The organism is Clostridium sp. AT4 (genome assembly GCF_001517625.2).
Lineage (GTDB): Bacteria > Bacillota > Clostridia > Lachnospirales > Lachnospiraceae > Enterocloster.
Genome location: NZ_LN999827.1, coordinates 190,936 through 203,396, shown reverse-complemented (window position 1 = coordinate 203,396; position 12,461 = coordinate 190,936). Strand labels below are relative to the sequence as shown.

Annotated in this window: 8 protein-coding genes, 5 tRNA genes and 2 riboswitches; of the genes, 11 read left to right on the top strand and 2 right to left on the bottom strand. The window is 48.3% G+C overall.

The window, feature by feature from the left end; translation table 11 throughout:
• The first annotated feature begins 256 nt into the window (after positions 1-256).
• A riboswitch (purine riboswitch) is annotated at positions 257-353 on the top strand.
• A 101-nt stretch (positions 354-454) separates the two neighbouring features.
• The 7 genes from ade (at position 455) to BN3656_RS04115 (ending at position 5,336) form a co-directional block, all read left to right on the top strand.
• Positions 455-2,224 (top strand): adenine deaminase, encoded by a 1,770-nt coding sequence (gene ade, locus BN3656_RS04145; RefSeq protein WP_066545257.1) that lies wholly within the window; start codon positions 455-457, stop codon positions 2,222-2,224.
• Between the two features lie 48 nt (positions 2,225-2,272).
• The gene (locus BN3656_RS04140; RefSeq protein WP_066544526.1) at positions 2,273-3,646 is read left to right on the top strand and encodes an NCS2 family permease; all 1,374 of its coding nucleotides are present in this window, start codon (positions 2,273-2,275) and stop codon (positions 3,644-3,646) included.
• A 234-nt stretch (positions 3,647-3,880) separates the two neighbouring features.
• A tRNA-Gly gene (locus BN3656_RS04135) sits at positions 3,881-3,951 on the top strand.
• Between the two features lie 59 nt (positions 3,952-4,010).
• A riboswitch (FMN riboswitch) is annotated at positions 4,011-4,129 on the top strand.
• Between the two features lie 171 nt (positions 4,130-4,300).
• Entirely contained in the window at positions 4,301-4,912 is a 612-nt protein-coding gene (locus tag BN3656_RS04130; protein WP_066544524.1) for an ECF transporter S component, read from the top strand.
• A gap of 128 nt (positions 4,913-5,040) precedes the next feature.
• A tRNA-Arg gene (locus BN3656_RS04125) sits at positions 5,041-5,114 on the top strand.
• Positions 5,115-5,145: 31 nt separating this feature from the next.
• Positions 5,146-5,219 (top strand) — tRNA-His (locus BN3656_RS04120).
• A 44-nt stretch (positions 5,220-5,263) separates the two neighbouring features.
• Positions 5,264-5,336 (top strand) — tRNA-Gln (locus tag BN3656_RS04115).
• A gap of 72 nt (positions 5,337-5,408) precedes the next feature.
• On the opposite strand, the gene BN3656_RS04110 is transcribed toward BN3656_RS04115, so the two are convergent.
• Entirely contained in the window at positions 5,409-6,836 is a 1,428-nt protein-coding gene (locus tag BN3656_RS04110; RefSeq protein WP_066544522.1) for a sodium:solute symporter family protein, read from the bottom strand.
• 262 nt (positions 6,837-7,098) lie between these two features.
• Between BN3656_RS04110 and BN3656_RS04105 the strand changes: the two genes are divergently transcribed.
• Positions 7,099-7,172 (top strand) — tRNA-Arg (locus BN3656_RS04105).
• Between the two features lie 44 nt (positions 7,173-7,216).
• On the opposite strand, the gene BN3656_RS04100 is transcribed toward BN3656_RS04105, so the two are convergent.
• The gene (locus BN3656_RS04100) at positions 7,217-7,678 is read right to left on the bottom strand and encodes a hypothetical protein (protein WP_081422839.1); all 462 of its coding nucleotides are present in this window, start codon (positions 7,676-7,678) and stop codon (positions 7,217-7,219) included.
• Between the two features lie 224 nt (positions 7,679-7,902).
• Here BN3656_RS04100 and brnQ point away from each other — a divergent pair, with 224 nt between their 5' ends.
• The 3 genes from brnQ (at position 7,903) to glyA (ending at position 12,395) form a co-directional block, all read left to right on the top strand.
• A complete protein-coding gene (brnQ, locus tag BN3656_RS04095) occupies positions 7,903-9,270 on the top strand; it encodes a branched-chain amino acid transport system II carrier protein (protein ID WP_066544517.1) in 1,368 nt (455 codons plus the stop codon).
• 40 nt (positions 9,271-9,310) lie between these two features.
• Complete coding sequence (recJ, locus tag BN3656_RS04090; RefSeq protein ID WP_066544515.1) at positions 9,311-11,035, top strand: single-stranded-DNA-specific exonuclease RecJ; 1,725 nt, start codon at positions 9,311-9,313, stop codon at positions 11,033-11,035.
• Between the two features lie 109 nt (positions 11,036-11,144).
• Positions 11,145-12,395, top strand: coding sequence for a serine hydroxymethyltransferase (gene glyA, locus BN3656_RS04085; protein ID WP_066544512.1), 1,251 nt, complete (start codon positions 11,145-11,147; stop codon positions 12,393-12,395).
• The last annotated feature ends 66 nt before the right edge of the window (positions 12,396-12,461 follow it).

Here is a 12,461-nt window from a genome sequence, read left to right as displayed (position 1 = left end):
TGATATGACTCTGGAGTCGGCTGTAACAAAAATGATGCATCTTATGGGGGTATATGGAAAGGATTATTCGTCAATTTGTAAAGGGTTTTATCAGACAGTCAGCTATGATATTCTGTATCCAGACCGACTGATGGAATGATAATCAGTCAATCGACCGGAATGATTCGTAATAAACGGAAAATTCCGGTATTTTTAAGAGTTGACAATACAATACTTGTGTGATATGATTAAAAAAATAAAAGAAATGGAACGTGAATAGTTGAATTTTGACAAAGCTTATATATGCTCATAATTGGTTGAGCGTTTCTACCAACTACCGCAAATAGTTGTCTATAAGTTTTCACAGCGGGAGCGTCTGTGAAAGCATGAAGGCAGCGGTGGTTTTTTTGTGCGGATAGAGAGTAAAAATCTGGAAAATGGTGTTTCAGAGCGCAGAAAGGAGGCACAGAGCTTCATGGAAGGAAAGAGCAGTAGACAGGACAGCAGCTCCTTAAGAGAGCGGATTCTGGCGGCTTCGGGTGAAAAAAGGGCAGGTTTGGTGTTAAAGGGCGCCAGGGTAGTGAATGTATTTACCGGGGAGCTGGAGGAAGCCGATGTGGCAATAGAAGCTGGATACATCGCAGGAGTCGGTTCCTATGAGGGAGAAACGGAGGTGGATCTGTCAGGAAAGATTATCTGCCCGGGCTTTATAGACGGCCACATTCATTTGGAAAGTTCTATGGTAAGGCCGGCTGAGTTTGAACGGGCGGTCCTGCCCCACGGCACCACGGCAGTGATTACAGATCCCCACGAGATTGCCAATGTGGCAGGCACAGAGGGAATCGATTACATGCTTTATGAAACAGAAAATCTGATGCTGGATGTGTTTTTTATGCTTCCATCCTGCGTACCGGCAGCCGATTTAGAGGAGTCCGGGGCTGTGCTCCGTGCAGAGGATCTGAGAGCCTACTATGAAAATCCCAGGGTGCTGGGGCTGGCAGAGATGATGAATGCTCCCGGTACTGTAAGGGCAGAGAAAGGCGTTCTGGCTAAGCTTAAGGACTGTTCGGACCGGGGAAAACGGATTGACGGCCATGCTCCCGGACTTTCAGGATATCAGTTAAATGCTTACTGCGCTGCGGGAGTGGCTTCGGATCACGAATGCTCCGAAGCAGAGGAAGCGCTGGAAAAGCTGCGGCGGGGACAGTGGATCATGGTGCGTGAAGGGACAGCAGCCAGAAATCTGGAAGGACTTATTTCATTATGCAAGCAGCCTTATGTAAACCGATGTATGTTTGTTACGGATGATAAGCATCCGGGAGATCTGCAGAGAAAGGGCCATATGGATGGGATCATCCGAAAAGCAGTCCGGCTGGGAGCAGATCCGGTGACAGCGATTCAGATGGCAACGCTTCATCCGGCCCGGTATTTTGGTCTTCGTGAAAATGGGGCAGTAGCGCCGGGCTATCGGGCAGATCTGGTGGTTTTAGAGGATCTGGAGCAGATAAAAGCAGTGCAGGTCTATAAAAACGGGAAGCTGGCGGCGCAGATGGGAGAGCTGATCTCACAAGAGAAGCGCAGAGAGAAATCCGAAAGCCCGTCCTTTGACCGCGTGCATCATTCCTTCCATATGAAGGAAGTTTGTGAGCAGGATTTCAGGCTGGAGCCGGAGGGGGCCTACTGTCGGGTGATTGAGCTTACACCAGGAGAACTTTTGACAAAGGAGCGGAATGCAGCCTGGGTACAGCTTCCTGGCTTTGCTCCCGGGGTAAATCCTCAGGAGGATATTATAAAGCTGGCTGTTCTGGAACGCCATAAAGGAACCGGACATAAGGGGATTGGATTTCTGGGAGGCTATGGCTTAAAGGCCGGAGCAGTGGCGACCAGTGTAGCGCATGATTCCCATAACCTCATTGTAGCCGGCGTCAGTGACCGGGATATGGCTCTGGCCGCGGAGACGGTGAGAAAGGCGCAGGGAGGGATTGCCGTAGTAAAGGACGGAGCGGTACTGGGGCTTCTTCCTCTTCCAATCGGCGGACTTATGAACCCAATGGCAGCAGAAGCAGTAGATGAAAAGCTGGAGGAACTTAAGAGACTGGCGGCCGGTCTGGGTGTCAGAGAGGGGATCGATCCCTTTATGACTCTGGCATTTGTAAGCCTTCCCGTAATTCCAAAGCTGCGTTTAAATACCTGTGGCCTGATAGATACACAGCTGCAGGAAATCCGGGCTGTTTCTTTTTCATAAAAGAGCGGCAAAACGGAACATGGAATGAAAAAGTAGGAGGAAACTTGTATGGATCTGGAGAAAATATTTCACCTGAAGGAAAATAAGACAGATGTAAAAACAGAGGTCATCGCAGGAATTACCACTTTTATGACAATGGCCTACATTCTGGCAGTTAATCCCAGTGTACTGAGCGCCTGTGGAATGGACAGCGGCGCTGTATTTACCGCTACCGCTCTGGCGGCTCTTATCGCGACGCTCTTAATGGCGGCATTTTCCAACTATCCCTTTGTACTTGCTCCCGGTATGGGCTTAAATGCGTATTTTTCCTATACCGTTGTTTTGCAGATGGGGTATAGCTGGCAGACCGCTCTGGCAGCCGTATTTATTGAAGGTATCGTATTTATCCTTCTGTCTTTGACAAATGTACGCGAGGCGATTTTCAATGCCATCCCTATGAATTTAAAACATGCGGTATCTGTGGGTATCGGACTTTTCATTGCATTTATCGGCCTGCAGAATGCGCATATTGTAGTAGACAGCGCGACTTTGGTAGGCGTGTATTCTTTTAAAAGCTCCGTAGCAAATGGTCTGTTTAACAGTGAAGGGATCACAGTCGTTCTGGCTCTGGTGGGTATTCTGGTTACAGGTATTCTGGTTGTAAAGGGCGTAAAAGGAAACATCCTCTGGGGTATCCTGATCACATGGGGTCTTGGCATTCTCTGCCAGCTTCTTGGAATCTATCAGGTAAATCCTGAGATTGGCATGTACAGTCTGCTGCCTGATTTTTCCAATGGAATCAGCGTTCCCAGTCTGGCGCCTACCTTAATGCAGATGGACTTTTCCGGTATTTTATCCCTGGATTTCTTTGTAGTCATGTTTGCATTCCTGTTCGTAGACCTGTTTGATACCCTTGGAACCCTCATTGGCGTGGCTTCCAAGGCAGATATGCTGGATAAGGATGGAAAGCTCCCAAGGATCCGCGGCGCCCTGTTATCCGACGCCATCGGAACCTCTGTAGGCGCTATGCTTGGTACCTCCACCACTACCACATTTGTAGAGAGTGCATCCGGCGTGGCAGAGGGCGGACGTACGGGACTTACCGCAGTTGTAGCTGCAATCCTTTTTGGACTGTCCCTGTTCTTGTCCCCTATTTTCCTGGCCATCCCGTCCTTTGCAACGGCTCCGGCTCTGGTAGTAGTAGGCTTTCTGATGCTGACCTCTATTACAAAGATTAACTTTGATGACTTCACAGAAGCCATTCCCGCATACGTTGCCATCATCGCAATGCCCTTCATGTACAGCATTTCCGAAGGAATTGCAATGGGCGTTATCTCCTACGTTGTAATCAATGTAGTGACCGGAAAAATGAAGGAAAAGAAGATCAGCCCGCTGATGTATGTGCTGGCGGTGCTGTTTATCGGGAAGTACATTATGCTGTAAGATACATAAATTTATAGTTCAGTTGCAGCACTGCAAAAACAGGCAGGAAAGGAGGCCGCAGACCTTACCCGCCTGTTTTTGCGTGAATTTAGTAACAGTTCAGACTAGCCATAGATAAACGTGAGAAATTGAAAAAAGATTTTTTCTTTTTGGTTTATTTCTGGTAAAGATGAGGGAATTTTGAAAAAACAGTTGACAATTCCCTCATCCTGTTTTATAATACTTCTTGTTCGTGCAGGTGTAGTTCAATGGTAGAACACTAGCCTTCCAAGCTAGATACGTGGGTTCGATTCCCATCACCTGCTTTTTTTGCGCCTAAAAACAGCTTGACTAAATGCCCTGACGGGAGTATACTGACATCAGATACATTCTTCGGGGCAGGGTGAGATTCCCTACCGGCGGTAGAGTCCGCGACCCGCATATGCGGTTGATCCGGTGTGATTCCGGAACCGACAGTTACAGTCTGGATGAGAGAAGATGGGCAGAGCAGACCTGGATGCAGATTTGCTGTATAAAATGCGTATTTTATCCCGGAGGATCCAAGATCAGCCGGGATTTTTTTGTCAGTGGGAGAGAAAGCGGAGATGTTTTGGTTAAGCCTGCTGCTGGCATTCTTTACCCCGGCAGATTACATCAAAACAGGAGGATCTGACAATGAAGATGAAAACAAAGCAGGTAGTATTGATGGGAATGTTTGGAGCTCTGGCGGCAGTTCTGATGCTGTTTGAGGTGCCTCTTCCTTTTATAGCTCCCAGTTTTTACGGCCTTGACATTTCTGAAGTTCCGGTACTTGTGGGAACTTTTGCTATGGGACCTGTAGCAGGTGCTGTGATGGAGGGAGTGAAGATCCTGGTAAAGCTCCTTCTCAAACCGACTTCTACCGGTTTTGTGGGAGAGTTTGCTAATATTGTGATCGGCTGTTCTATGGTCGTGCCTGCAGGAATGATCTACCGTCTCCGTAAGACGAAAAAAGGAGCAATTGAGGCAATGGCAGTGGGGACTATTTTAATGGCTACAGTGGGGGCGATGATCAATGCCCTTGTAATGATTCCGTTTTATTCCCGGTTCATGCCTCTGGATAATATCCTGGAAGCGGGGGCTGCAATTAATCCGGCGGTAAGCAGTGTGTGGGGATTGGCGATTTTCTGTGTAGCTCCGTTTAATTTATTAAAAGGAGTGATCGTTTCTCTTCTGACTGCCCTGGTATATAAGAGGATCAGCTGTATGATCCATAGCGCAGACCGGGAAATATGTGGAGACATGTAAGTGAAATCCCGGTTAAAAGCGGGATAAAATTTCAGAATAAAAAAACTAAAAAAATATAAAAAAAGTGCTTGCATTTCTTGATAAAGTATGATAAAGTATAACACGTTGATGCGGCAAGCATCACGGATGAGTCTGTAGCTCAGCTGGATAGAGCAACGGCCTTCTAAGCCGTGGGTCGGGGGTTCGAATCCCTTCAGGCTCATTGAGCGTAAGCTCTAATTGAATGATATATGGTGGGTATGGCGAAGTTGGTTATCGCGCCAGATTGTGGCTCTGGAGGCCGAGGGTTCGAATCCCTCTACTCACCCTTTCCTCTTTTCGTGATGATGAGAAGAGGATTTTTTAATATAATGGGCTGTCGCCAAGCGGTAAAGGCACAGGACTTTGACTCCTGCATACGAGGGTTCGAATCCCGCCAGCCCAGTAAAAAAGCGCCGTAGTTTCCGTAGCAGATAGGAAGCGACGGCGCTTTTTGTAATTCTGGTTTCAGAACAGATTATTTCTCATCCATATAGGCAGAGGGGGCGGGTTCTACACCGCGGCTCCATTCGATGGCATTTACAAGGAAAAATACAGCTACGCTGACTGCACAGCCGAATACCACAGGAAGAATGCCAAATTTAAAGCCTCCGCCGCTGAGATACTGCCAGAAGCAGAAACCGATCGTTCCGCCGATCAAAGAGAGAATACCGGAATTTTTAGTCGCCTTTGGTACGATCAGGCCAAGTCCGTAGGCTGCAAAGGGGCCCGCGCACCGGATGCCAAAGGCAAAGGTGTTCATAGTTACGATGGGGATTCCTGCCATGGAGATGATCATGGCAATGATTGCTGCCACAACGTTGCAGGTACGGGTGTAGGCGATAACCTGCTTATCCTTAAGCTGTTTGCCGCCGTATTTCAGATACAGGTCATTCATCAGCATGGTGGACATACATAACAGATTAGAGTCCGCAGAGGACATGGTGGCGCAGATGATAGCGGCAGAGATGATGCCGACGATGGCTCCGGGAGCATGGGCGGAGGTAACGGCCATCATGGCATTTTTTCCGCCGTCGGCCAGTTCCGGCATGGTAGCCAGAGCTGCCAGGCCCAGAAGTGTCGGGAAAATGGACATGGCCGCCATCAGTACAGCAGAAAGCCAGGCGGCTTCCTTTGCGACCTTTTCACTTTTTGCAGTTTCAAAACGTGATACCATCTCAGGGCCTGCGAGGAAGGTGCAGAAATAGTTGAAGATGTATCCGATGATCGTTACCCAGCCGATTTTCGTAAAGCTTAAATGAGCAGGAGGAAGAGCCGCAGAAATGGCGTCCCATCCGCCGCATCCGTGGATTACGATGGGGGTGGCAACAGCAAGACCGATCAGTATGATGCCGAACTGGACCAAATCTGAAATCTGGTCTGCGATCATGCCGCCAAAGGTAGTATAGAGAATCACTACAGCGCCTGCGATCAGCAGAGCTACATTGGTAGGAATTCCGGTCAGGCTGGCTACTACAGTGCCGGAGGCTGCAATCTGGGATGAGGTAAGGCAGAAAAGGGACAGGATACTCAAAACCGCAGTCAGAGTACTGGATGTTTTTCCGAATCTGCGTCCTACAACCTCAGGAATGGTCACAGCCATGGTTTTGCGGATCTTCGGGGCGAAATAAGCCAATGGGATCATAGCGATGGATGCGGTCAGTACATACCAGATCGCACTCATTCCCCATTCGCCGTAGGCTTTCTGCGCCAGTCCTGTAGTAGAACCGCCGCCGATATTGTTGGCTGACAATGAGAATGCCACCATAAAAAGTCCCATACGCCGTCCGGCCAGCATATAGTCGCTGCTGTCTTTGATCTTCAGTTTCCCCACGATGAAGCCAACCAACAGCATGCCGATCAGATAGGCAGCTACGATAATAAGAGCTTGTGTTTGCAGTACCATAAGAAACCCTCCTTAAAATATTAAAAAAAATATAAATAAATTATAAATGATTCAGAAAAGAATGTAAATAAAGATTCTGTGTCAAAATAAATCAAATGAAAGAAAATATCTGCTGCAGCTGTCGGAAAACAACTTTTTATGGAGATGTAAAACTGACAAAAAACAAAAAATAAAATAAATGAAAAAAGTAGTTGACATTTTGAGTTTTATCGCATATAATAATCTACGTTGCTGAGGCAGACAAGCCAAAGTAATGAAAGATGCGTCAGTAGCTCAGCTGGATAGAGCATACGGCTACGGACCGTAGTGTCGGGAGTTCGAATCTTCTCTGGCGCATGATAAAAACCTCGTAGGTGTTTTGCTTACGAGGTTTTTTGCAATTATTCTATCTTTTTCTTTATATCACTGTAGCCTTCCAGCTGTCGTTCGATTTCTTCCAAAATATCCGCATAAATTTTAAAATCCCGGCTCAGCTGTTCCCGGCCATGAGGATTCTTTTTGTAACAGATACGGTGTTCCATACTGGCCCAGAAGTCCATGGACATAGTGCGCAGCTGAACCTCTACGGGAAAATATTCCATTGTATCAAGGCAATAAACCGGGATTCCGGCGATATCTAACAGATAATCTCTGGCATTGGCAATGCTGTTTGTTTTTCCCGAGCGCTTAAGCTTTTCCTCAATACTGTCTTTTGACTTGATCCGGCTTTGGATGGTATGGACAGGCCCGCTTTCGGTATGGTTCCCATACAGGCTGTGATCCAGTATTTCCAGTCGGGAAATCAGGATTTTTCTGGCATCCTCATAGGACTGGATCAGGCTGTAATACTGTTCATTGGTCATAATCTGGTGTTCCCTCACTTTAATGTAGTTCATATACCAGAATAGAATACGCTTAAACTGTGACAGAATTGTGTAAAAACTGTGTAGGAATTTTACCTGCAGGAATTTTGCCGCAGTTGAAACCTGCCCCGGAATATGGTATGATGATAAGAAGCTCTGCAGATATTTTTGCAGGCAGCGGCGATAAAAAATGACGCAATCGGATACAGAACAGGTGGAGATTTATGACAATACAAAAGCTTTCCATCCAGAATCTGCTTCTGGTAGGATTTACTTTATTTTCGATGTTTTTCGGTGCGGGAAATCTGATCTTTCCTCCGGATCTGGCTGCACGGGCAGGTGCTCAGGTGATTCCGGCTATGGCCGGCTTTTTGATCAGCGCAGTGGGGCTTCCGGTTCTGGGAGTGGCTGCGGTGGCTGTTTCAGGAGGACTTGAAAAGCTGGCGGGAAAAGTGGGCGGGAGATTTTCGCTTTTATTTACTTTAACCGCGTATCTGGCGATCGGCCCCTTCCTGGCGATTCCCAGAACTGCAAGCACTTCCTTTGAGATGACGCTGCTTCCCGTTCTCAGCGGTGCGGGAGTCCAGCTTGGAGATTATCTGGGCCATACGGGCATGACGGTTCAGTTTTGGGCTCAGTTGGGATATTCCTTTGTGTTTTTTGCCATTGCCCTTCTTTTGTCCGTTCATCCGGAAACCCTTTCAGAACGTTTGGGCAAGGTGACCTGTCCGGCACTGTTGATCCTGATTGCAGTATTATTTACGGGAAGGCTGATCTGGCCCATGGAGGGGGTGGGCGAGACAGCGGCAGAATTTGCGGCAGGAGCTTCGGTGAGAGGCTTTATGGAAGGGTATCAGACCATGGATACACTTGCGGCTTTAAATTTTGGCATTATCATTTCTCTTAATATAAGAAATAAGGGGATTTCCAGAGAGGATTCCGTAATCCGGGAAACGATAAAGGCCGGACTTATGGCGGGGATCCTTTTATCTCTGGTCTATGGTGCTTTGGCTTATATTGGAGGCCCTGTAGGACAGCAGGCGGGAACAGGCGCCAACGGGGCCAGAATCCTGACCTTTGTGGCCGGAGATCTTTTTGGTATTTCGGGAATGGTGATTTTGGGGATTATCTTTTTTATCGCCTGCCTGAATACCTGTGTGGGACTGATCTGCTGCTGCAGCCAGTTTTTTTCTACTCTGGCGCCAGGCGTTGGATATCGGATATGGACGGTGGTTTTTGCAGTTATCAGCCTTTTGATTTCCAGCGCGGGACTGGACCGTATTTTGAAATATTCCGTTCCTGTTTTAAATGCCGTTTATCCGATCGCGATTGTTCTCATTGCTCTAGCTTTTATGGAGCGGTTTACAGGGCGCAGGATCTGGGTGTACCGTCTGTCAATCCTGTTTACGGCGGCGGTAGGCGTTGTCTGGACCATGGATCAGGCAGCTCTTGCGATTCCGGGCATAACGGAAGGTATGAGGCATCTTCCAGGCTATGCTCCCGGTCTTGGATGGCTGCTGCCGGCTGTGATTGGCGGGCTGCTTGGAAGGATGATTCCCGGAGGAAATGAAACGGGGGATGGGCAGGGGTAAGAAAAATCCCCAGAAATGACATAAGAGAAAGGACAGCAGGATGACAGGATCAATCTGGATGCTTCATGCGAAGAAAGCAGATTTTAATGCGCTGGCAGGACGGTTTCACATCAGTCCGGTGACAGCCAGAATTATACGAAACAGGGATATTGAAAGCGAAGCGGAATTTGACCGCTATCTGAATGGAAGCCTGGAGGATCTTTATTCCCCCGGGCTTTTGCCCGATATGGAGGAGGCGGTTCAGCGGATCTGCCGGGCAGTACAGGAAAAACGGCGCCTGCGGATTGTGGGGGATTATGATATCGACGGCGTATGCTCCACTGCTATTTTATATAAGGGATTCAAACGGATTGGAGCCTGTGCGGATTATGTGATCCCGGAGCGGATCCGGGACGGCTACGGCATCAACGAGCATATCATTGAGGCTGCGGCGGCAGATGGGATACAGACCATTGTAACCTGTGACAACGGCATTGCCGCCATCAGCCAGATTGCCCTGGCAAAGGAGCTGGGGCTGGAGGTGATCATTACAGATCACCACGATATCCAGACCAATGAGGAAACAGGGGAAGACCTGATGCCTCCCGCAGATGTAATTGTAAATCCCAAGCGCAGGGACAGCCGGTATCCGTGGCCGGAGATCTGCGGAGCCATGGTGGCCTTTAAGCTTGTTGGCGCTCTCTATGAAGCATACGGCATCAGCCGTAAGGAATGGCTTGAACTTCTGGAGCTTGCTGCCATTGCTACGGTGGGAGATGTGATGAAGCTGAAGGATGAAAACAGGATTGTGGTAAAGGAGGGCTTAAAGCGTCTGGCTGTGACCGGAAATCCGGGCCTTAAAAGCCTGATTTATAAAAATGCGCTGGATCCGGCAAATATCAGTGCGTACCATATTGGTTTTGTCCTGGGGCCCTGTTTAAATGCCAGCGGACGGCTTCAGACAGCCAGACTGGCCATGGAGCTTTTGCTGTGCGAAGATACTGCAAGGGCGGATTCTATTGCAGAGGAATTAAAGGAATTAAACGACCGGAGAAAGGCTATGACGCAGGAGAATGTGGATGCGGCGGCGCTTCAGGTGGAAACAGAGCTTAAGGATGACAAGGTTTTAGTGGTCTTTCTGCCCGACTGCCATGAGTCCCTGGCTGGAATTGTAGCCGGACGGATCAGAGAGCGGTACAATAAGCCTGTTTTTGTCCTTACAAGGGCAGAAGGATGCGCCAAGGGATCCGGCCGTTCTATCGAGGCCTACCATATGTTCCATGCCCTGATAGAGGTAAAGGATCTGCTGCTGAAATTCGGAGGCCATCCCATGGCGGCCGGTTTTTCGCTGGAAGAAGCAGATGTAGGAGAATTCCGCAGACGGCTCAATGAAAATGCGGCAGATAAGCTTACGCCTGATGATTTTATCCCCAGAGTATGGATTGATGTGGCAATGCCCTTTGAATATATTTCGGAGGAGCTGATCTGCGATCTGGAACGGCTTGAGCCTTTTGGACAGGGCAATGAAAAGCCCCAGTTTGCTCAGAAGGCCATGGGGATACGAAGCGCCCGTGTAATGGGAAAAAACCGCAATGTAGTGCGTCTTTCTCTTGTAAATGAACGGGGCTTTTCCATGGATGGGATTGTGTTCGGGGATGGAGATGCCTTTATGGAGGAAATGGGTTCAAACCGTCAGATTGACATTATTTATTATCCCACTGTAAATGAATATAATGGAAACCGGAGCCTTCAGGTAGTGATAAAAGCATGGAAATTTAAGAATTGACAGTTATTTTGCAGACAAAACCGAAAATGTGTCCGTATCAGGGAGTATTGCATTTTATAATCAGATAGGTTATAATCGCAGAAAAGAGCGGAAAGGACGGTAGGCTGCAATGGTAAATACAGTTATGGATTTTATTACAGGCTATGACAAGGAAGTGGGCGAGGCGATTCAGGCGGAGTGCAGACGCCAGAGACAGAATCTGGAGCTGATCGCTTCTGAAAATATTGTTTCGGAGCCGGTAATGATGGCAATGGGAACAGTTCTTACAAATAAGTATGCGGAAGGATACTCAGGAAAGCGCTATTACGGTGGCTGCCAGTGTGTGGATGTAGTGGAGGATCTGGCAATCGAACGTGCAAAGAAGCTGTTTGGCTGTGATTACGCCAACGTACAGCCCCATTCCGGCGCACAGGCCAATATGGCGGTATTTGTAGCCATGTTAAAGCCGGGAGATACGGTTATGGGTATGAATTTGGATCACGGCGGCCATCTGACCCACGGAAGTCCTGTAAACTTTTCCGGCCTTTATTTTAATATTGTACCCTACGGCGTAGACGATCAGGGATTCATTGACTATGACGAGGTAGAGCGCAAGGCCAGGGAATCGAAGCCAAAGCTGATCGTGGCGGGAGCCAGCGCCTATGCAAGAACCATTGACTTTAAGCGCTTCCGTGAGATTGCGGACGAGGTAGGCGCCTATCTGATGGTGGATATGGCCCATATTGCAGGTTTGGTGGCAGCGGGAGAGCATCCAAGCCCCATTCCATACGCAGACGTAGTGACTACTACCACCCATAAGACGCTCAGAGGCCCCAGAGGCGGCATGATCCTGGCAAATAAGGAGGCGGCAGAGAAGTTTAACTTTAATAAGGCCATTTTCCCGGGAACCCAGGGCGGTCCCTTAGAGCATGTGATCGCAGCCAAGGCAGTGTGTCTGGGCGAAGCCTTAAAGCCTGAATTTAAGGAATATGCCCATCAGGTTGTTTTAAATGCAAAGGCCCTTGCAGAGGCTCTTAAAAAGCAGGGCTTCAAACTTTTAACCGACGGTACGGACAATCATCTGATGCTGGTTGACCTGCGCGGTCTGGATATTTCCGGAAAAGAGCTTCAGAACCGCTGTGATGATGTATGCATTACATTGAATAAAAATACCGTTCCCAATGACCCCAGAAGCCCCTTTGTTACCTCTGGCGTCCGCATCGGTACACCGGCTGTCACCACCAGAGGTTTAAAGGAAGAGGACATGGAAAAGATCGCAGAATGTATCTGGCTGACTGCAACGGATTTTGAAAATAAGAAGGAGTATATTAAGGCGGAGGTTGCAAAACTTTGCGATAAGTATCCGCTGTATGAAGGGTAAAATAAAAGATTAACATACAAAAGAAAAAGAGGATCCTGCCATATCCATCGGGTGCGGCAGATCCTC